The sequence below is a fragment of the Mycolicibacterium chitae genome (assembly GCF_900637205.1).
Classification (GTDB): domain Bacteria; phylum Actinomycetota; class Actinomycetes; order Mycobacteriales; family Mycobacteriaceae; genus Mycobacterium; species Mycobacterium chitae.
This window is the reverse complement of the sequence record NZ_LR134355.1, coordinates 4,909,068-4,929,193: the sequence shown is the minus strand read 5'-3', so window position 1 is coordinate 4,929,193 and position 20,126 is coordinate 4,909,068. Positions and strand designations below refer to the sequence as shown.

17 protein-coding genes are annotated in these 20,126 nt (G+C 69.3%); 14 read left to right on the top strand and 3 right to left on the bottom strand.

Annotated features, from left to right (window positions below):
• Nucleotides 1–1,605: a Vgb family protein gene (locus EL338_RS23600; protein ID WP_235666269.1), complete on the bottom strand. Its 1,605-nt coding sequence runs from the start codon at nucleotides 1,603–1,605 to the stop codon at nucleotides 1–3.
• Between the two features lie 152 nt (nucleotides 1,606–1,757).
• Between EL338_RS23600 and EL338_RS23595 the strand changes: the two genes are divergently transcribed.
• From EL338_RS23595 to EL338_RS23545, 11 genes are all read left to right on the top strand, one after another.
• Nucleotides 1,758–2,612: an SDR family NAD(P)-dependent oxidoreductase gene (locus tag EL338_RS23595; RefSeq protein WP_126335955.1), complete on the top strand. Its 855-nt coding sequence runs from the start codon at nucleotides 1,758–1,760 to the stop codon at nucleotides 2,610–2,612.
• Between the two features lie 34 nt (nucleotides 2,613–2,646).
• Nucleotides 2,647–4,050 (top strand): aromatic ring-hydroxylating oxygenase subunit alpha, encoded by a 1,404-nt coding sequence (locus EL338_RS23590; protein ID WP_235666268.1) that lies wholly within the window; start codon nucleotides 2,647–2,649, stop codon nucleotides 4,048–4,050.
• Nucleotides 4,051–4,122: 72 nt separating this feature from the next.
• Complete coding sequence (locus EL338_RS23585; RefSeq protein WP_126335954.1) at nucleotides 4,123–5,301, top strand: LLM class flavin-dependent oxidoreductase; 1,179 nt, start codon at nucleotides 4,123–4,125, stop codon at nucleotides 5,299–5,301.
• The gene (locus EL338_RS23580) at nucleotides 5,298–7,139 is read left to right on the top strand and encodes a flavin-containing monooxygenase (RefSeq protein WP_126335953.1); all 1,842 of its coding nucleotides are present in this window, start codon (nucleotides 5,298–5,300) and stop codon (nucleotides 7,137–7,139) included. Before EL338_RS23585 ends, EL338_RS23580 begins: the two co-directional genes overlap by 4 nt.
• Entirely contained in the window at nucleotides 7,136–8,059 is a 924-nt protein-coding gene (locus EL338_RS23575) for an SDR family NAD(P)-dependent oxidoreductase (protein WP_126335952.1), read from the top strand. Before EL338_RS23580 ends, EL338_RS23575 begins: the two co-directional genes overlap by 4 nt.
• Nucleotides 8,056–9,261 carry a CaiB/BaiF CoA transferase family protein gene (locus EL338_RS23570; RefSeq protein WP_126335951.1) on the top strand — a complete coding sequence of 402 codons (1,206 nt, stop codon included), beginning with the start codon at nucleotides 8,056–8,058 and terminating at the stop codon, nucleotides 9,259–9,261. The genes EL338_RS23575 and EL338_RS23570 overlap by 4 nt, the downstream gene beginning before the upstream one ends.
• A gap of 20 nt (nucleotides 9,262–9,281) precedes the next feature.
• Nucleotides 9,282–10,418 (top strand): acyl-CoA dehydrogenase family protein, encoded by a 1,137-nt coding sequence (locus EL338_RS23565; RefSeq protein WP_126337076.1) that lies wholly within the window; start codon nucleotides 9,282–9,284, stop codon nucleotides 10,416–10,418.
• Nucleotides 10,415–11,347, top strand: coding sequence for an acyl-CoA dehydrogenase family protein (locus EL338_RS23560; protein WP_126335950.1), 933 nt, complete (start codon nucleotides 10,415–10,417; stop codon nucleotides 11,345–11,347). Before EL338_RS23565 ends, EL338_RS23560 begins: the two co-directional genes overlap by 4 nt.
• Nucleotides 11,344–12,510, top strand: a complete 1,167-nt coding sequence (locus EL338_RS23555; protein WP_126335949.1) for an acyl-CoA dehydrogenase family protein — start codon at nucleotides 11,344–11,346, stop codon at nucleotides 12,508–12,510. Before EL338_RS23560 ends, EL338_RS23555 begins: the two co-directional genes overlap by 4 nt.
• Nucleotides 12,507–13,559 carry an acyl-CoA dehydrogenase family protein gene (locus EL338_RS23550; RefSeq protein WP_235666267.1) on the top strand — a complete coding sequence of 351 codons (1,053 nt, stop codon included), beginning with the start codon at nucleotides 12,507–12,509 and terminating at the stop codon, nucleotides 13,557–13,559. Before EL338_RS23555 ends, EL338_RS23550 begins: the two co-directional genes overlap by 4 nt.
• A 305-nt stretch (nucleotides 13,560–13,864) precedes the next feature.
• A complete protein-coding gene (locus EL338_RS23545) occupies nucleotides 13,865–14,923 on the top strand; it encodes an IS110 family RNA-guided transposase (protein WP_126332096.1) in 1,059 nt (352 codons plus the stop codon).
• Nucleotides 14,924–14,956: 33 nt separating this feature from the next.
• Here EL338_RS23545 and EL338_RS23540 read toward each other — a convergent pair whose 3' ends face one another.
• Complete coding sequence (locus tag EL338_RS23540) at nucleotides 14,957–15,703, bottom strand: glucose 1-dehydrogenase (protein ID WP_126335947.1); 747 nt, start codon at nucleotides 15,701–15,703, stop codon at nucleotides 14,957–14,959.
• 104 nt (nucleotides 15,704–15,807) lie between these two features.
• On the opposite strand from EL338_RS23540, the gene EL338_RS23535 reads away from it, so the two are divergent.
• A complete protein-coding gene (locus EL338_RS23535) occupies nucleotides 15,808–16,887 on the top strand; it encodes an NAD(P)H-dependent amine dehydrogenase family protein (RefSeq protein WP_126335946.1) in 1,080 nt (359 codons plus the stop codon).
• On the opposite strand, the gene EL338_RS23530 is transcribed toward EL338_RS23535, so the two are convergent.
• Nucleotides 16,869–17,897, bottom strand: coding sequence for a LacI family DNA-binding transcriptional regulator (locus EL338_RS23530; RefSeq protein WP_126335945.1), 1,029 nt, complete (start codon nucleotides 17,895–17,897; stop codon nucleotides 16,869–16,871). The two genes, EL338_RS23535 and EL338_RS23530, sit on opposite strands and share 19 nt — an antisense overlap.
• A gap of 123 nt (nucleotides 17,898–18,020) precedes the next feature.
• On the opposite strand from EL338_RS23530, the gene EL338_RS23525 reads away from it, so the two are divergent.
• Together EL338_RS23525 and EL338_RS23520 are read left to right on the top strand one after the other, a co-directional pair.
• The gene (locus EL338_RS23525) at nucleotides 18,021–19,334 is read left to right on the top strand and encodes an aryl-sulfate sulfotransferase (RefSeq protein WP_126335944.1); all 1,314 of its coding nucleotides are present in this window, start codon (nucleotides 18,021–18,023) and stop codon (nucleotides 19,332–19,334) included.
• Entirely contained in the window at nucleotides 19,331–20,125 is a 795-nt protein-coding gene (locus EL338_RS23520; protein WP_126335943.1) for an ABC transporter permease, read from the top strand. Before EL338_RS23525 ends, EL338_RS23520 begins: the two co-directional genes overlap by 4 nt.
• Nucleotide 20,126: the final 1 nt, after the last annotated feature.

Below are 20,126 nucleotides of genomic sequence, written 5' to 3'. Positions count from 1 at the left end.
TCACCGGTCGGCGGGGCGCACGGCGAGCACACTGCCGTCGCCGTCGGCCGAGACGAACAGGGTGCCGTCGGGACCGGCGGCGATCCCGGCGAACGGACCCTGCGGGCCGGAGAACGGCGGCATCCCCAACAGCGGCTTGGGGCTCACCCCGGGCGGGGCGCCCAGCGGCAGGCCGGCGGCGATGGTGCGCTGTGTGCCGGTGCCCGAATCGAACTCGATGAGGGCCTTGCTGCCGGCATCCACGATGTAGAGCCGACCGTTGGACTCCACGATGCCCTGCGGGCTGACCAGCCCGTCGAGCACGGTCTCGGCGCGGCCGCCGTCGACCTTGACCACCCGGCCCGCGCCGGATTCGGTGACCAGCACGGTGCCGCCTGCGTCGACCAGCACGCCCACCGGATCCGTCAGCCCGGAGGCCAGCACGGTGGTCTGCCCGTCGCGCACCGACAGCACCCGGCCGGTGCCGAGTTCGGCGACCACCGCGGCGCCGTCGGGCGCCAGGCTCACGCCGTAGAGCTGGTCGAATCCGTCGGCCAGATAGTCGGTTTCGGCGTCGGCCGGCCGGTAGCGGGCCACCTGACCGCCGGAGGTCGTCACCACGAACTGGTCCGGGCCCGACGGGGTGACGCCGCGGACGAAGCCCGGATAGCCGGGACTGAACAGCATGCCGACGGTCTGCAGGGCGCCGTCGGTCAGCCGGTAGAAGTAGGTGCCGTCGGCGACGTACAACCCGCCGTCGGCCCCGACGGCGAGGTCCAGCGGCCAGTTCAGCCCGCCGGGCAGCAGCGTGCGGGTGCTGCCGTCGAGGATCTCGGTGATCTCCCCGGTGAAGTTGGAGACGAACAGCCGGCCGTCGGCGAAGGTGAGGTTGTCCAGCCCGGGGTTCAGCGACGCGAGCACGGTCTGCGCTCCGCTGCGCGGATCGATGCGCAGCACCTGGCCGCTGGCCACCTGGGTGGACACGATCTGACCGTCTTGGTCGAATTTCACCGCGTCCGGGACGCCGAGGTCGCCGGCCACCTTCTCGGCGGTGATGGGCCCGGCCTGGTCCGGGTCGATGCGCCAGATCTCGTTGGCGCCCATCACCGGGAAGTACAGCAGCCCGTCCGGGCCGAACTCCATCCCGTTGGGGGAGGGCACGTCCGCGAGCAGCAGCCGGGCCGCGCCGGTGCTCGGGTCGAGTTCGAACAGCCGCCCGCCCTCGCGGCACTCGCCGATGAACAGTCGACCGCGGTGCACCGTGATGCCGTTGGCCGAGGGCAGGTCGTCGCGCAGCACCCGCGCGCGGCCGTTCTCGAGCGCGCTGACCCGGCCGTCCATCACCTCGGTGGCGAACAGGGTGCCGTCGTCGGCGAAGGCCACGTCGTCGGGCGCGACGATGTCGCCACCCTTGGGGCTGACCGCGTCCAGCTGCCCGGAGCCGAGGTCCAGCGCGCTGATCTGGCTGCCGGTGACCTGCGCGATGTAGACGCGGCCGTCGGGGCCGGTGCGCAGGCCGTTGGCGCCGAACAACCGGCTCGGCGCGGTCAGCCGCTCGACGCGCCAGCCCACGGCGCTCTCGGGGGTCGACGAAAACTGGCCGGAGCGGGTCGGCAAGGCGTTCACGGGACGGACATTAGCAACCCGGATAAGTCCAGACAATAGTGGCGGGCAATTTTGCAATCCGCCCTTGACGAGCGGTGAAGAGGTAGAGAATGATGTTCTCAAATGAGTGCACAGCGATGTATTGTCCGGACAATTAGGCGGGTGCGGTAGTCGTGGAAGCCGATCTGCTGGGGTTGCAGGACCGTGTCGTCGTCGTCTCCGGAGCCGGGGGCGGCGGCATCGGCACCACGGTCACCCGCACCGTGGCGCGCGCCGGGGCCACCGTGATCGCGGTCAGCCGGTCCCAGGAGAACCTCGACCAGCACATCGGGCCGCTGATCGCCGAGGGGTTGCGCGTGGTCCCGGTGGCCGCCGACGCCGCGACCGACGAGGGCATCGGCACCGTGCTGGAGCGCGCCCGCGCCGCCGACGGCGAGCTCTACGGCCTGGTCAACGTCGCCGGCGGCGCCGCGCCGAACACCTGGATGCCCAGCACCCGGGTCAGCCGCGCGGACTGGCGCGCGCTGTTCACCCAGAACCTCGAAACCATGTTCTTCATGAGCCAGGCCGTGGCCGCCGAACTGCGCGACCGGCAGCTGCCGGGCTCGATCGTCTCGGTGTCCTCGATCAGCGGGATGAACACCGCGCCGTTCCACGTGGCCTACGGCACCGCCAAGGCCGCGGTGGTCGCCGCCACCCGCACCATGGCCGCCGAACTGGCGCAGTCCGATATCCGCGTCAACGCCGTCGCACCGGGCGTCACCGAGACCCCCGCATCGGGAACCTACGTCGCCGCCGACCCCGAGCGGGACCGCCGCGCCATCGCGATGGGCCGTCGCGGCACACCCGAAGAGCAGGCCGGCGCCATCCTGTTCCTGCTGTCCGAGCTGTCGAGCTACATCACCGGTCAGACCCTGCTGGTCGACGGCGGGCTGAACCTGCGGTGGACCCACCTGGGCGCCGACAACACGTCGCTGTTTCTTGCCGACGACTCCTTCCGCGCAGCCATCACCCGGTGGGAGTCCTGATGACGCACTGGTTACGAGCGAAAGCGAGGAGCGGATGACCTCCGATGTGAACGCCATGGATGACACGAGGATCGACGTCGATTCGGCCGAAGAACTGTCCAACCCGGTGACCATCCCGGTCGAGGCCTACACCTCGCCGGAATACGCGCGCGCCGAACGGGACAGGCTGTGGCGCAAGGTCTGGCAGCAGGTGGGCCGCGTCGAGGAGCTGCAGGAGGTCGGCAGCTACCTCACCTACGACGTCCTCGACGACTCGATCCTGGTGGTGCGCACCGGAACCGGTTCGTCGGCGGAGGATTTCAAGGCCCATCACAACGTGTGCATGCACCGGGGCCGCCGCCTGGTCGACGCCCCCGACGGTGCCAAGAACGCCTGCGGCCGCGCCCGCAAATCGTTCGTGTGCGGGTTCCACGGCTGGACCTACGGGCTGGACGGCGCGTGCACGCACATCCGCGAACAGGACGACTGGAAGGGCGCGCTCACCCCGGAGAACACCCACCTGGCCCCGGTCCGCGTGGACACGTGGGGCGGCTGGTTGTTCGTCAACATGGACCCCGACTGCGAGCCGCTGGCCGACTATCTGTTCCCGGCCGCCAAGATCCTGGACCCGTTCGGGTTGGAGAACATGCGCTACAAGTGGCGCAAATGGCTGTACTTCGACTGCAACTGGAAGGTGGCGCTGGAGGCCTTCAACGAGACCTACCACGTGTTCACCACCCACCCGGAGTTCAACAAGTTCGGTGAGTTCAAGGGCTGGGCCAAGGCGCAGGGCAAGCACAGCAACATCGGTTACGACGCGCCCAAGGACATGGAGGCCACCAAGTCCAAGATCCGGCTGGGCACCGGTGACGACCCGCGCGTCTCCACCGCGGAGATGCAGATGTACACCTGGGAGCAGACCAACGCGACCACCACCGAGACCCTGGTGAACGCGGCCAAGCGGCTGGTCGACGAACTGCCCGAGGACACCCCGCCCGACAAGGTGCTCGAGCACTGGCTGGCCTCGGCCCGGCGCGACGACGAGGCTCGCGGGGTCATCTGGCCCACCATCCCGGCCGACATCCTCGGCCAGGCGGGCACGGCCTGGCAGCTGTTCCCCAACTTCCAGATCGGCCAGGGGCTCACCACCGCGCTGTGCTACAGCGCCAGGCCGCATCCGAGCTACGACCCGAACAAGTGCATCTTCGAGGTCGCCACCCTGGAGCTGTACCCGAAAGGGCAAGAGCCGCAGACGGAATGGGAGTACACCCCCAAGGACAGCCCGAACTGGCTCTCGGTGCTGCCGCAGGACTTCTCCAACATGGCCGCGGTACAGCAGGGCATGAAGTCGCTGGGATTCCCCGGCACCAGACCCAACCCCTACCGCGAACGCAGCACCGTCAACCTGCACCACCAACTGTCCAAGTACATGGGAACCGGCGAACCCCGCGAACTCTAGGCCCGCGATTTCGGTGCGCTGGGTTGCGCTGAGCGCCACCGGGCGCACCGAAATCACCACGAAGGAGAAGAAATGAAAGTCAATCTGGGGACCGGAGCGCAGAACTCCCGCGACTGGGAACGCGTCATGGCCGGAAACTTCAGCACCCCACCGGAGACGCCGGACCACCAGTGCGTGCAGGCCGCGCTGGCCCTCGGTGATCTGGCCGAGCCGTTGGGCTTCGACGGCATCTGGTTCCCGGAGCACCAGGGCACCCCGTACGGCATGACGCCCAACCCGATTCAGGCGCTGACCTACTTCGCCGGTCGCACCGAGCGGGTCAGCCTGGGCACCTTCGTGGCCGTCGCGCCGTGGTGGAACCCGGTGCGGCTGGCACATCAGATCGCCTACCTCGACATCGTCTCCAACGGCCGGTACAACACCATCGGCATCGGCCGCGGCGTCTCCAAGAGCGAATTCGCCGCGGTCGGCGTGCCCCGCGAGGAGAGCCGCCAGCGGTTCAACGAGACCCTCGACATCCTGGAACTCGCCTTCTCCGGCGAACGCTTCTCCTACGACGGGGAGATCTTCTCCTTCCCGGAGATGTCGCTGCGGCCCGAACCCATCAGCAAGGACCTGTTCTCCCGGATCTACAGCTCGTCGTCGACGGCCGAGTCGCTGGAGATCCTGTCCCGGCGCGGCATGGTGCCGCTGTTCGTGGGCAACAAGCCGATCTGGGATGCCGGCGAAGAGGTCAAGAAGGTCAACACCTTCCGGGCCGAGGAGGGCTTCGAACCGTGTCAGCCCAAGAACGTGATGTTCATGTACTGCACGGCCAAGGAGGACGACAAGCTGGCGGCGCTGACCGAGGAGTGGATCTGGACGGCCAACCGCGACGTCAACGTCCACTACGGCTTCGCCGACTCGTCGAACTTCAAGGGCGTCAAGGGCTATGAGGCCTACGCGGCGCGGGAGGCCACCGCGACGGCGGTGCTCGCGTCCCAGGTCGGCGACCAGAAGAAGGGCGGCCCGCCAGGATATCACGCCTCGAACCTGCTGATCGGCACGCCGGACGTGGTGTTCGAGAAGCTCAAGGCGGCCCAGGAGGCCTGCTCGTTCTCCGAGGTCACCATCGTCCCGCAGTTCGGCACCATGCCGTACGAGGACGCGATGGAAAGCACCAAGCTGTTCGCGGCCGAGGTGCTGCCCGCGATTCACGACCTGCCGGCGCCGCTGCATCCGGCCGCACTCCCGGAGAACGCGACCGTATGACCGAGACCGGCTGCGGCCCCACCGACACCCCCACCGACATCGACATCGACGCGATCCGAGAGAAGTACCGCGTCGAGCGTGAGAAGCGGCTGCGCCCCGAGGGCGGCGACCAATACCTGGAACTCGAGGGCGATTTCGCCGACTTCTACGAGGTCGACCCCTACAGCACCCCCGTCGAACGGGACCCGATCACCGAGGACGTCGACGTCGTCATCCTCGGCGGCGGGTTCGCCGGCCTGCTGGCCGGGGCCTACCTGAAGAAGGCCGGGGTGCAGGGCATCCGGGTCATCGAGATGGCCGGCGACTTCGGCGGTGTCTGGTACTGGAACCGGTTCCCCGGTATCCAGTGCGACAACGACGCCTACTGCTACATCCCGCTGCTCGAAGAACTCGACTTCATGCCGAGCAAGAAGTTCGCCGACGGCGCGGAGATTTTCCAGCACTGCCGCAACATCGGCAAGCACTTCGGGCTCTACGACGGCGCGCTGTTCTCCACCCAGGTGCGCGAACTGCAGTGGGAGGACGAAGCGCAGCGCTGGTCGATCCGCACCGACCGCGGCGACGAGATCCGGGCGCGGTTCGTGGTGATGGCGCAGGGCTCCTACAACCGTCCGAAGCTCCCGGGGATCCCGGGCATCAAGGACTTCAAAGGCCACGTGTTCCATTCCGCGCGCTGGGATTACGACTACACCGGCGGTGACGCCGACGGTGGGCTGCACAAGCTGGGCGACAAGCGGGTCGCGCTGGTCGGCACCGGTGCCACCGGCATCCAGCTGGTGCCGCACCTGGGCCGCGACGCCCAGCAGCTCTACGTCTTCCAGCGCACCCCGTCCTCGGTCGACGCCCGCACCAACCCGCCCACCGATCCGGCCTGGGCGGCCACCCTGCAGCCGGGCTGGCAGGAAGAGCGCAAACGCAACTTCCACAACTGGTCGCCGTTCGTGGGTGTGGTCTTCGGCGAGCCGGACCTGGTGTGCGACTTCTGGACCGAACTGGGCCGCAACCTCACGGCGCGCATCGCGGCTCTGCCCGATCCCGCTTCGGCGACCATCGAGCAGATCATGGCGTTCCGGGAAGAGGAAGACTTCAAGATCATGGAGCGGCTGCGCCGCCTGGTCGCCGAGGTCGTCGAGGACCCGGATACCGCCGAGGCGCTCAAGCCGTACTACCGCTTCATGTGCAAGCGACCCACCTCCAGCGAGCACTACCTGGAAACCTTCAACCGGCCCAACGTCACCCTGGTCGACGTGTCGGAGTCCAAGGGCGTCGAGCGGCTCACCGAGAAGGGGATCGTCGCCAACGGGGTGGAGTACGAGGTCGACTGCGTCATCTTCGCCAGCGGTTTCGAGATCTCCACCGAGATCAGCCGCCGCTTCGCGATCGATCGCATCGTGGGCCGCGACGGGCTGTCCCTGTTCGACTACTGGCGCGACGACTACAAGACCCTGCACGGCATGACCAGCCGCGGCTTCCCGAACCAGTTCTTCATGGGGTTCATCCAGGGCGGCGTGTCGGCCAACACCACGGCCATGTTCGAACAGCAGGCCCAACACATCGCCTACCTGATCGCCGAGGCGCAGAACCGCGGCGCCACCCTGGTGGAACCCACCCAGGAGGGCCAGGACGCGTGGGTGGCGACCGTCCGGGAACTCGCGATCGACAACTCGGCCTTCGAGCTGTCCTGCACGCCCGGCTATTACAACAACGAGGGCCGCGGCGGCGCCGAACGCAACGGCGCGTTCCTGGGTGACTTCTACTCGCCGGGGTTCTACGCCTTCGACGAACTCATCGCGCAGTGGCGGGACAAGGGTGACCTCGACGGGCTGGAGATTCGTTGAGTGCTGCCCTGAGATTCGATGACCGGGTGGCCGTCATCACCGGCGGCGGCCGCGGGCTGGGCCGCGAGTACGCGCTGTTGCTGGCCGACCGCGGGGCCAAGGTCGTGGTCAACGACGTCGGCGGCACGCTCACCGGCGACGGTGCCGACGCCGGCCCGGCCAGCGCGGTCGTCGGCGAGATCACCGAGGCCGGCGGGCAGGCGGTGGCCTGCACCGAATCGGTGGCGACGGCCGAGGGCGGTCAGGCGATCATCGAGGCGGCCCTGCGCGAGTTCGGCCGCATCGACATCCTGATCCATAACGCGGGCAATGTGCGCCGCGCACCGCTGGCGCAGATGTCCTACGAGGACTTCGACGCCGTGCTCGACGTGCACCTGCGCGGGGCCTTTCACGTTGTCCGGCCGGCCTTTGCGGCCATGACCGAGGCGGGGTACGGGCGCATCGTGCTGACGTCCTCGATCGGCGGGCTGTACGGCAACCACGACGTCGCCAACTACGGCGTGGCCAAGGCCGGCATCATCGGGCTGTCCAACGTCGCCGCGCTCGAGGGCGCGGCGTCCAACGTCGTGAGCAACGTGATCGTGCCGGCGGCCGTCACCCGGATGGCCGAGGGCCTCGACACGTCGGCCTACCCGCCGATGGGCGCCGAACTCGTCGCGCCGACCGTCGGCTGGCTGGCGCACGAAACCTGCTCCGTCACCGGCGAAATCATGGTGGCGCTGGCGGGCCGCGTCGCGCGCGCCTACATCGGTGAGACGCGCGGGGTGTACCGGCAGGCCTGGACCATCGAGGACGTCGCGGAGAACCTGGCCGAGATCCGCGACACCGCCGATCCGGTCATCTTCCCCGTCGTGCCGGACGGGCACGCCGACCACATCCGGTACAGCTTCGGGATGGCGGCCCAGGCGGTGCAGCGATGAGCGCCGCGGGGCCGCTGGCCGGCGTGCGGGTGGTCGACCTCACCGCCATGGTGATGGGTCCCTACTGCACCCAGATCATGGCCGACATGGGCGCCGACGTCGTCAAGATCGAACCGCCGCAGGGCGACAACACCCGGTTCATCTCGGTGGGCCCGGCCCCCGGCATGAGCGGGGTGTTCGTCAACGTCAACCGCGGCAAACGCAGCGCAGTGCTGGACCTGCGGACCGACGACGGCAAGGCCGCGCTGCGGGCCCTGATCGAGTCCGCGGACGTGTTCATCCACTCCATGCGCTCCAAAGCGATTGCCAGCCTGGGCTTTTCCTACGACGAAGTGGCCGCGATCAACCCGACGATCGTCTACACCAACTGCTACGGCTACAGCCGCCGCGGCCCGGCCGCCGACCGCCCGGCCTACGACGACACCATCCAGGCCGAATGCGGGCTGCCCGCCGTCCAGGAACAGTTGACCGGCGAGGCGAACTACGTGGGCACCATCATGGCCGACAAGGTCGCCGGCCTGACCGCGCTCTACGCGACCATGATGGCGCTGTTCCACCGGGAGCGCACCGGGGAGGGCCAAGAGGTCGAGGTCAGCATGTTCGAGACGATGGCGTCGTTCATGCTCGTCGAACACGCCAACGGCGCGATGTTCGACCCGCCGCTCGGACCGGCCGTCTACCCGCGGACCGTCGCCCCCAACCGTCGCCCGTATGAGACCAAGGACGGTCACATCGCCGCCCTGATCTACAACGACAAGCATTGGAACGCCTTCGTCGGCGCCGTCCGGCCCTGCTGGGTCGAAAAGGACCCGACGCTGTACGCGACGCTCGAGCTTCGGGCCAAGCAGATCGACACCGTGTACGGGCTGGTGGCCGAGACGCTGAAGGAGCGCACCACCGAGGAATGGCTGACGCTGTTCGAGGAACTCGAGATCCCGGCCGCACCGATCCACACCCCGGACGCACTGTTCGACAACCCGCACCTCAACGCCGTCGGGCTGTTCGAGACGGTGCAGACGCCGCACGGCCCGATCCGGTTTCCCGGTGTGCCGACCTGGTTTTCGCGGACCCCGGGGCATGTCCGGGGCCCGGCGCCGGAACTGGGCGCCGACACCGCCGCGGTACTCGACGAGTTGGGCGCGCGCAGCACCGCGCCCCGGACAGCCGACAGTGACGCCGAACCCGCGCTGGGTTCGGGATAGGGGACGAAGTGGACTTCGAAATGGGTGCGCAGGCCACGGCGCTGCGCGGTCAGCTGCGTAGCCTGGTGGCCGAGCAGTTGCCCGAGGACTTCATGGGGGCGTTCACCGACGACCCCGCGGATCTGGCTGCCGCGCAGCAGTTCTGCCGCACACTGGCCGAACAGGGTCTGCTGTGCATGTCGTGGCCGGCGGAGTTCGGCGGCCGGGACGCCTCGGTGTGGGAGCAGACCGTGGTGCGCGAGGAGATGTGGGCGCACCACGAACCGCGCGGCGCGCAGTACATGGGCGTCAACTGGGTGGGGCCGATCATCATGCGACACGGCACCCCCGAGCAGCAGCAGCGCCACCTGCCGCCGATCGCCAACGGCGAAGTCATCTGGTGCCAGGGTTTTTCGGAGCCCGAGGCTGGCTCCGACCTGGCCTCGCTGCGCACCACCGCCCGCCGCGATGGCGACGGCTGGTTGGTCAGCGGGCAGAAGATCTGGACCTCGTACGCGACCATGGCGCAATGGTGCTTCCTGCTGGCGCGCACGTCCAAGGAGGACAAGAAGCAGCAGGGCCTGACCATCTTCCTGGTACCGATGTCCGACCCGGCCATCCAGGTGCGACCGATCCGCTGCATCATGGGACCGCACCACCTCAACGAGGTGTTCTTCGACGATCTGCGGGTCACCGAGGCCGACGTGCTCGGCGAGATCGGCGCGGGCTGGTCGATCGTGCAGGACGTGCTGTCCTTCGAGCGCGTGGGCATCGCGCGGTACGCCCGCTGCGAGAAGCTGCTGAACGACGCGCCGCGCGCCCTGGGCGCGGCCTGGGCCGAGCTGCCAGATGAGTTGCGCGCCAGGTGGACCCGGATGCTGGTGCACTGCCGGCGGGCCCGCCTGCTGGCGTACCGGTTGGTCGAGTTGCAGAGCAAGGGGCAGGTGCGGCCCGGGGACGCCTCCGGGTACCGCATCGCGGTGACGAAGCTGGATCAGGACAGCGCGGAGGTGCTCATGGAGATCATCGCGGCCGCGGACGTCGACGACCCCGGGGTGCGTCGGTTCCGCGACGAGGTCGAGGACCACTGGCGCTACTCGCAGGCGTCCACGGTGTCCTCCGGCAGTATCGAGATGCAACGCATCCTGCTGTCCCGAGCGCTGCTGGCGGCATCATGATCCTGGACCTGAGCCCCGAGGCCGACGAGTTCGGCCGGCAGGCGCTGCGGGCCTTCGAGTCGGCCGGCGGCGACGAACTGCTGCAGCAGGCCGAGGCCAAACCCGCGGCCCGCGAGGCGCTGGTGGGTGCGGTCCTGCAGGACCTCGGCGCCTGGGACCTGGAGCCGCGGGCGGATTCCGACAGCCTGGAGGCCGCCGCGGCGCTGTGCCGCAGCGCGGGATACTGGGCGCTGCCGTATCCGGTCGCCGAGCGGCTGTCGCGGCCGACCACCGGCGAGGCCGCCGGACTGCTGGTGGTCGCCGACACCAACCCGTCGGCCCCCGTCGTGGGGGTGCGGCTGCCGTGGACGGCGGTCACCCTGTCGGGGCAGAGCCGGACCGTGGTCGGTACCTCGGCGGCCCGCCCCGGGTTCGTCGCCGAACTGGAGCTGTCCTCGACCAGCGCGGAGGCACCCGACGACGTCGCGCTCGGGCTGGTGCTGCCGTGCTGGACGCTGCTCGGAATGCTCGACCGCGCACTGGCATTGACCATCGAGCATGTCCGGCTGCGCCAGCAGTTCGGTCAGCCGCTGTCGAAGTTCCAGAGCGTGCAGTTCCAGCTCACCGACGCCGAGGTGGAACGCGGCGGGCTCGAGATCCTGGCCAAACACGCGCTGTGGAGCGCCGGACCGTCGTCGGGGACGTCGGCGGCCGAGGCGCTCGACGACGCGCTCGCGCTGCGGATGGCCGCGATCGAGGCGGCCGAGGTGGTGTTCCGGGTCTGCCATCAGCTGCACGGCGCGGTCGGGTTCTGCGACGAGACCACGCTGTCGTGGCTGTCGCGTTACAGCCAGCCGTTGCGGCGCCTGCCCTTCGGGCTGTCGGCGACCCGCGATCTGCTCACCGCCCGCATCGACGGGCGGGGCCTGACCGGGCTGTACGCCGGATGAGCGACCTGGGCGAGTTCCGGAAGCGGGTGCGGGACTGGTGCGCGGCCAACGTCCCGGCTGACTGGCGCCGGGAGCAGGCCGCGGTGACCGAGTCGGAATTCGTTGCGTTCCAGAAGGACTGGTTCGCCACCCTGCACCGGGCGGGCTACGCGGTGCCGCACTGGCCCGCCGAGTGGGGTGGCGGCATGTCGGTGGCCGAACAGGTGGTCCTGTACCAGGAACTCGCGGCCCACGACGCGCCGCGGTTGGTGCTGGCCTTCGTCGGCATCCACCACGCGGCGTCGACCCTGCTGGTCGCCGGCACCGAGGAACAGCGGCAGCGTCATCTGCCGGCGATCCTCGACGGGCAGATCTGGGTGCAGGGGTTCTCCGAACCCGAGGCCGGCTCGGATCTGGCCGCGTTGCGCACCACCGCGCGGCGGGTGGGCGAGGGCTTCGTGGTCAACGGGCAGAAGGTGTGGGCCAGCGGTGGTGCGCACGCGGACTGGTGCCTGCTGCTGGCGCGCACCGACCCGGAAGCGCCCAAACGGAAGGGCATTTCGTACTTCCTGATGGACATGACGAGCCCGGGCATCGAGGTGCGGCCGATCCGCAACGCCATCGGCGAGTCGCACTTCTGCGAGATCTTCCTCAACGACGTCGAGATCCCCGCGGCCAACCTGGTGGGAGCGGAGAACGCGGGCTGGCAGGTGGCGCAGGCGACGCTGGGCGCCGAGCGCGGAATGACCATGCTGGAACTCGCGGAACGGTTGGGTAACGCCGGCTTCCGCTGGCTGGTCGAGGCGTGCCGCGACAACCCGGATTCGCGGGTGCAGGATCAGGTCAGCGCCTTCGAGATCGAGATCGCCGGATTGCGCGGAATGTGCCGGGAACTGGTGGAGCGCAGCGAGGCCGGGACCGCCGGTGCCGCCGACGCCTCGGTCGTGAAGCTGTTCTACAGCGAACTGCTGCAGCGGATGACCGACTTCGGGGTGCAGATCGGCGGGGTCGGGGCGCACACCGTGCTGACCAAACCGATGTCGAGCGGCTGGGAATCCGGCGCCTGGGTGCTGGATTTCATCGGATCGTGGGAATGGACCATCCCCGGTGGTGCCAGCGAGATCCAGCGCAACATCATCGCCGAGCGCGGCCTGGGACTGCCGCGGGAACCGAGTGTGCAGTGACCGAATTGGACTTCAGCGAGCTGCACGACGAACTGCGCGCCGTGGCCGCCGATCTGCTGGGCAAGGAGGCCGACGGCGAGGTCGGCGCGCCGTTGCTGGCCCAGGCCGGCTGGACGGGACTGGAGATCGCCGAGGAGTTCGGCGGCGCCGGCGCCACCGTGCGCGAGACCGTCGTCATCTGCCAGGAGCTCGGCCGGGCGGCCGCCCGCAGCGGTTATCTGGGCGGCGCCGTCATCGGGGTCGGGCTGCTGAACCTGCTGCAGCCCAACGCTCTTCGTGACCGTCTGCTGGCCGAGGTCGCCGAGGGGTCGGCCACGGTGGCGGTCGGGGTCTCGGCCGAGGACCGCGCCGTCGACCCGGCCTGGACCCTGGACGCCGATGGCCGGTTGAGCGGTTCGGTGCCGTATGTCGTCGACGGTGCGGCCACCTGGCTGCTGGCGCCGGTGACCGGTCCCGACGGCGCCCTCGTCGTCGCCGCCGTGGCGACCGACGCGGCGGGAGTGAGCGTGGTCGACCAACCCGTCGTGGACGAGACCCGCTCGCTGGCAACGGTGTCCGCCGATGGCGCCGCCGTCGAGATGCTGAGTTTCGCGGGGGATCCCGGGTCGGGGTTGGCGACCGTGCGGGACCGCGCCTACCTCGGATTGGCCTGCGACAGCCTCGGGTTGGCCGAGGCGATGCTTGACGCCACGGTGTCGTACCTGGGTGTGCGTCAGCAGTTCGGCCGGCCCATCGGGTCCTTCCAGGCGGTCAAGCACGCCTGCGCCGACATGCTGGTGCAGATCTCGGTGACACGCCAGCTGGTGAGCGCCGCGGTGGCGGCCGTCGCCGGCGGGGATCCGGACGCCGGGCGGGCGACCGCGATGGCCAAGGCCTATGCCGGCGAGATGGCGGTGCAGGTCGCGGGCAAGGCCATGCAGTTGCACGGCGGCATCGGCTACACCTGGGAGGCCGGCGTGCACGCCTACCTGAAGCGGGCCACGTTGAACCGGGCGCTGTTCGGATCGCCTGCCGCGCATCGGCTTCGGCTCACCGAGGACGGTCGCTGACCCCAGCCTCCTGCGGCGCGAGCGTGCGCAAAACACGAAGATTCCTCGGCGTGTCGGCCGGGGACGCGCACTCAGTGTCACTGTGGTGATTGCCGCGTTGCGGTGGTTGGGTTCTTCTCACCTGGTGTCTGGCTCAGACGCGCACTGCTGCTCTTCGGGGTTGGCTAGCGAGCATTGTGCCGATATCAGGTGGGAAGGACCGACCGGCGTGACTTGATAGGAGCGTGGCATCGCCCCCACTGAGATGTGTCCGCCGGCCGGCCCAACCTTCTACCCATCCACATCTGAGGAAAGAAGGCACCTCCATGGTGGTTCTTGGAGCCGATGTACACAAGCGCAGCCACACCTTCGTCGCCGTCGACGACCGGGGCCGCAAAGCAGGAGAAAAGACCGTCCCCGCCACCACCGAAGGCCATCTCAAGGCGTTGGCTTGGGCCAAGACCAACTTCGGTGAGGACCTGCTGTGGGGTATCGAAGACTGCCGCAATCTATCAGCGCGCCTGGAGCGGGACCTGTTGTCGGCGGGTCAGAAGGTCGTGCGGGTCGCACCGAAGCTGATGGCCCACGAACGCGCCGGCGCACGCACCCAAGGCAAATCCGACCCCATCGACGCGCTGGCCGTGGCCCGCGCAGTCCTGCGCCACCCGGATCTGCCCGTAGCCGCTCACGACGAGGTCTCCCGCGAACTCAAACTGCTCGTCGATCGACGCGAAGACCTTGTCGCCCAACGCACCTCGACGATCAACCGACTGCTGGGCCGCATCCACGAACTCGACCCCACCCAAATCTTGAAGAAGAAAGCACTCACCCGCGCCAAAGCCCAGACCGCCATGGCCGCCTGGCTGGCCACCATCGACGGGCTACTCGCCGAGCTGGCCACCGACGAACTCGGTGACATCATCCGGCTCACCCTGAGCATCAACGAACTCGAGAAGCGCATCGGCACCGCGGTGCGGGCAGTGGCCCCCCAGCTGCTGGCACTGCCCGGCTGCGCCGAGTTGACCGCCGCCAAGATCGTCGGCGAAACCGCCGGCATCACCCGCTTCAAAAACGAAGCCGCGTTCGCCTGCCACACCGGCACCGCCCCCATCCCGGTCTGGTCAGGCAACACCGCCGGCCGGGTACGTCTGAGCAGAGCAGGCAACCGACAACTCAACGCCGCCCTCTACCGCATCGCCCTCACCCAGACCCGCCTAGCCGACAGCCCCGGCCAGACCTACTACCGCAAACGCATCGACCAGGACGGCAAAACCAAAGCCGAGGCACTGCGCTGCCTCAAACGACGCCTGGCACGAGTCGTCTACAACCGCCTCCACGCCGACGAACAATCACGACACCACACCCACCAAACCGCCGCCGCTTGACATAGGAGCAATGCTCGCGCTGGAAAAGAGGGGCTAGAAAACGTTGTCCTTGTGGTTGACGTCGGTCACCAGGCCGCCGTCGACGACGAACTCGGCGCCGGTGGCGAACGACGACTCGTCGCTGACGAGGAACACCACGAACGTCGACACCTCCTCGGAGCGGCCGGACCGGCCCAGTGGGGCGGTCACCATGTCCTCGGGGAAGTGCTCGGTCATGGGGGTGCGGATGAAGCCCGGATGTACCGAGTTCACCCGAATGTTGTGCCGGCCCAACTCGAGTGCCGCGGACTTGGCCAGCCCGCGCACGGCCCACTTGGACGCGACGTACGGGTGCACCATGGGGGCGCCGCGCAGACCCTCGATGGAGGAGATGTTGATGATCGACCCGGTGCCGGCGGCCTTCATCTGACCGACGACGGCCTGCATGCCCAGGAAGGTGCCGGTGAGGTTGACGTCGATGACCTTCTGCCACTCGGTCATGTCGAACTTGCCGATCTTGCCCAGCGCGACGATGCCAGCGTTGTTCACCAGCGCCGTCAGACCGCCGAACGCGCCGACCGCCGTCGCGACCGCGGCGTCCCACTGATCGGCCTGGGTGACGTCGAGGTGCACGTAGCGCGCGGCGTCCCCGAGTTCGTCGGCCAGCGCTGAACCGGCTTCGTCCAAGATGTCGCCGATGACCACCTTGGCGCCCTCGGCGACGAGCATCCGCGCGTGCGCCGCGCCCATGCCCTGCGCTCCGCCGCTGATCAGTACGACTTTTCCGGTCACGCGTCCCATGGGGCGTCAGGTTACCGCACGCCGCGACCGAAATTAGAACCTGTTCCAATTTTCCTCGAGATCGCGCATACTTCCCCGAAGACCGCCACTCGTGAGGAGATCGAATGACCATCCGCGTCGCGCTGTTCGGCACCGGAAACTGCGGCCGGCTGGCGCTGATCCAACTGATCGAGGATCCGCGCTTCGAGCTCACCGCCGTGGGGGTCTCCAGCGCGGACAAGGTGGGCAAGGACGCCGGCGAACTCGCGGGCCTGGACGTGCAGACCGGGGTGGCGGCGACGCTGGGCCTCGACGCCGCGCTGGCCACCAAGCCGGACTGCCTGGTGTATTGCGCGATGGGCGACACTCGGCCCGTGGAGGCGACCGCCGACGTGATGGCGGCGCTGGCCGCGGGGATCGACGTCGTGGGCTCAGCGCCCGTCACGTGGCAGTACCCGTGGGACTTCGTGCCGGACAAGGCCATCGGACGGCTGGAAGAGGCTGCGCGCCAGGGGAACTCCAGCATCTTCATCACCGGCGTGGACCCGGGGTTCGTCACCGACCTGATCCCGTTCGCGTTCGCGAGCACCTGTCAGCGCATCGAGCAGATCCGCACCATGGAGATCGCCGACTACGCCTCCTACGACGGCAAGGAGGTGATGTTCGACGTCATGGGGTTCGGCAACGAGATCGGTGAGCTGCCACTGCTGTTCCAGCCCGGCGTGCTGTCGCTGGCGTGGGGCACCGCGATCCGCCAACTCGCGGCGGGCCTCGGTATCGAGGTGGACGAGATCACCGACGCCGTCGAACAGGAACCCGCCCCCGAGGACCTCGACGTGGCGGTGGGCCGCATCAAGAAGGGCACCGTGGCCGCACTGCGCTTCGAGATCCGGGGGCTGGTCGGCGGCCACCCCGCGATCGTCGTCGAGCACATCACCCGGCTGCGGGAAGACCTGCGGCCCGATTGGGCCCAACCCGCCCAGCCGGGCGGCTCCTACCGGGTGGAGATCACCGGCGAGCCGTCGTACGCCGTCGACATCTGCCCGAGCAGCAGTCGCGGCGACCACAACTACGCCGCGATCCTGGCCGCCGCCGGTCGGATCGTCAACGCCATCCCCGACGTCATCGCGGCCGTACCGGGCCTGCACACCACGCTGGACCTGCCGCTGGGCACCGGCAAGGGGGTCTACCGGGCGCCCGCCTGAGCCGCGCAGCCGCAGCTCTCGGCCGGCGCCAGCCGCACCGGGACGCGCGCCGGGGCCGCACCGGACGCCGGTGTCTCGTGCCCCAGAGCGATTGAGCGACGCGCGATCTCACCGACGTCCTGCTGCACCGCGGTCAGCGTGATCAGTCCGTACTTGTTGCGGGCATCCGCGTCGAACCCGACCACCTGCACATCGTCGGGCACGCGCAGACCGGCGTCGGCCAGCGCCCGCAGCACCGGCGCGGTCTGGAAGAAGGTGCCGACCACCATGCCGTCCGGCGCCCCACGCTCGCGAAGTTCGGCGCGCACGGCGCGATAGGCGGCGTCCAGGGTCAGGTCGGTGGTGACGTGCCGGACCTCGGCGCCCACCACGGCGCGGTACCCCTCGAAGCGTTCCCGCACCGTGTCGCGATCCCCGTGCTGCACGTGCTCGTCGGAGAAGCCGCCGACGAAGGCGATCGACGCGCAACCGTGGGTCTCGGCCAGGTGCCGGGCGGCCAACTCCCCGGCGCGGACATGGTCCGAACAGATGACCTGCGGCCCGGAAGTGTTGCGGTTGTGGTGGACCCAGATCAGCGGCGTGCGCGCGTCCCGGCAGATCTGGGCGACGGTCTGCCCGTCGGACACCCCGGCCACCAGCAGGCTGTCGACCCCCGCGTCGACGAACGAACGCGCCAACTCCCGCTCGACCGCGACGTCGAAACCGGTGTTGCCGGTCAGCACGAGTTGGCGGCGGCCGCGGGCCTCGGACTCGATCGAGGCCGCCAACGTCCCGTAGAACGGCAGCGTCAGGTCGGGGATCAACAGCCCGACCTGGGCCCATTCGGCGCGGCGGCGCAGCGCACGGGCGTGCCGGTGCGGTCGGTAGTCGAGTTCGGCGATGGCCCGCAGGACGCGCCCACGCAGCGCATCGGAGACCGGTTTGGTGCCCGGGTTCAACACGTAGCTGACCACCGCCGTCGACGTTCCGGCCTGCCGGGCCACGTCGACGATCGTCGTCCGCTTCACCACCGCCCCCTCCCTGTCTGTCGGTCGAGACGCGAGCGTATGGGCGCACCGCGGCCGCGCTAATCGTTTAGATCAGCCCGATCGCAAGGGTGTTCCGGGCGCCGCGGCTGCGGGAGATTGCTCGGCATGGCTTTGGTACAACTCAACGGCGTCACCTATCACGACCCCGCTCGCACGGCGGACGGCTTCGTCCTGTTCACCGGTGCCGACGGCGTCACCCGACTGATCGACCTGACCGGCGCGGTCCACAACGAGTGGCCGCACGCCGGCGTCCCGGCCCGGCTGCTCGATCCGGCCCTCAACGACGGGCGGATCGGCGACCTCGGCGTGCAGTTGTCGCTGCTGCCGGAGTCACCGGGCGGCATCTACGCCAACCGCAGCGTGGGCCGGTTGTCCTGGACCGGGGAGACACTGTGGGAATGGGGCGCCGAGGCCCCGGGCGGCGCGGCGCGGCAGAACCACGACTGGGAGCTGCTGCCCAACGGCAATCATCTTCTGCTGGTGACCATTCCGCGGCAGGTGGCCGACCTCGGCGACGCGGTGATCGGCGATCAGGGCCTCTATGAGGTCACCCCGGCCGGGGAGATCGTCTGGGAATGGCGCGCGGGTGACCACCTGGCGGAGTTCGGCTTCTCCGCCGAGGGTTTCGAACTGCTGCGCCAGGCCTCCCAGCGGGACCCCGAGAACCCCTGGGGCTACCTGGAACTCAACAGCGCCAAGACCATCGGACCGAATCGCTGGCACCGGGCGGACCCCGACACGGTGTTCCAGCCGGACAACATCGTGATCAGCGCCCGCAAGGCGAACATCATCGCCGTGATCGACCGGCGCACCGAGGCCATCGTGTGGCGGCTGGGGCCCGACCTGCCGGCCACGCCGGGCGCCGAGCACCAGCGCATCAACACCCACACGCTGCCGCGCCCGCTGGATCAGTTCTCCGGGCAGCACAACCCGCACTTCATCGCCGACGGCCTGCCCGGGGCGGGCAACCTGCTGGTCTTCGACAACCAGGGCGGCGCCGGCTATCCGCCTGCCCCACTGGGCATCTACGCCGGGTCCCGGATCCTGGAGATCGACCCGGCCACCGAGAACATCGTGTGGCAGTACACCGCCGAGGATTCCGGCCTGCCGTCGTGGAGCTTCTTCAGCTCATTCGTCAGCAACGCGCAGCGCCTGCCCAACGGCAACACCCTGATCACCGAGGGCATGCAGGGCCGGCTCTTCCAAGTGACCCCGGACGGGCAGATCGTCTGGGAGTACTTCAGCCCGTACGAGGGCAAGGGCGTGGCCGGCGAGCCCGAGGTGAAGACGTTGCGCGTGCCCGGCGTGGACCGGCTCAGCCGCACCCGGCTGGTGTACCGCTCGCAGTCCGTGCCCACCGACTGGGTGCCCGCCGGTGTGGTCGCCGCCCGGGACGCGATCGACCGGCGGCAAAGGTGAGCGTCCTGACCAAGCCGGTGACCGTGACCGGCACCAGAGTGGGGCGCGGTGCCGGGCTGGCCGTCGGCGTACTGATCGTCGGGCTGGTCTGGTCGGCGGTCGCGGCCACCGGAATCTTCCCGCGCGCACTGTTTCCCACCGTCGCCGACATCGGCGCCGCCGGGTGGCAACTGCTCGTGGGCGGCGACCTGATCCCCGACATCTCCGCCAGCATGTCGCGCGCGGTGGCGGGTTTCGGCATCGGCGCGGCCGCCGGATTCGGAATCGCCGTGCTCACCGCGACCACCGCCGCCGGGCGCGCGATCGTGCAACCGGTCCTTCGCCTGTTCGCGCCGATCCCCACCATCGGCCTGGTACCGCTGGCCATCCTGTGGTTCGGACTCGGCGAGGAGAGCAAGATCAGCGTCGTCGCCCTGGGCGTGTTCGTCCCGGTCTGGATCAACAGCCACGCCGGGCTGTCGACCACCCCCGCGGACTTCCTGCAGGCCGCCCGCTGCCTCGGCGCGTCGCGGTGGCACACGCTGACCCGGATCGTGATCCCGGAGGCCGCACCGGATGTCGTCGCCGGACTCCGGGTCGGCGCGGCGATGGCGTTCGTGCTCATCGTGGTCGCCGAGATGACCGGGACCACCCACGGCCTCGGCTACCGGATCTACCAATCGCAGCTGTTCTCCCAGGCCGACCGGCTGATCTTCTGCCTCGTCGTGCTGGGCCTGCTGGGAGCCGTCGTCGACCAACTACTCGCCCGCCTCACCGCGCCGGTGACCCGGTGGGCGGCTCAGGAGCGATGAG

Excerpts from the sequence above, each read along its gene's own strand:
- EL338_RS23590 (WP_235666268.1), top strand. The coding sequence starts at position 2,647 with ATGACCTCCGATGTGAACGCCATGGATGACACGAGGATCGACGTCGAT.
- EL338_RS23585 (WP_126335954.1), top strand. The coding sequence starts at position 4,123 with ATGAAAGTCAATCTGGGGACCGGAGCGCAGAACTCCCGCGACTGGGAA.
- EL338_RS23580 (WP_126335953.1), top strand. The coding sequence starts at position 5,298 with ATGACCGAGACCGGCTGCGGCCCCACCGACACCCCCACCGACATCGAC.
- EL338_RS23570 (WP_126335951.1), top strand. The coding sequence starts at position 8,056 with ATGAGCGCCGCGGGGCCGCTGGCCGGCGTGCGGGTGGTCGACCTCACC.
- EL338_RS23565 (WP_126337076.1), top strand. The coding sequence starts at position 9,282 with ATGGGTGCGCAGGCCACGGCGCTGCGCGGTCAGCTGCGTAGCCTGGTG.
- EL338_RS23560 (WP_126335950.1), top strand. The coding sequence starts at position 10,415 with ATGATCCTGGACCTGAGCCCCGAGGCCGACGAGTTCGGCCGGCAGGCG.
- EL338_RS23555 (WP_126335949.1), top strand. The coding sequence starts at position 11,344 with ATGAGCGACCTGGGCGAGTTCCGGAAGCGGGTGCGGGACTGGTGCGCG.
- EL338_RS23545 (WP_126332096.1), top strand. The coding sequence starts at position 13,865 with ATGGTGGTTCTTGGAGCCGATGTACACAAGCGCAGCCACACCTTCGTC.
- EL338_RS23540 (WP_126335947.1), bottom strand. The coding sequence starts at position 15,703 with ATGGGACGCGTGACCGGAAAAGTCGTACTGATCAGCGGCGGAGCGCAG.
- EL338_RS23535 (WP_126335946.1), top strand. The coding sequence starts at position 15,808 with ATGACCATCCGCGTCGCGCTGTTCGGCACCGGAAACTGCGGCCGGCTG.
- EL338_RS23525 (WP_126335944.1), top strand. The coding sequence starts at position 18,021 with ATGGCTTTGGTACAACTCAACGGCGTCACCTATCACGACCCCGCTCGC.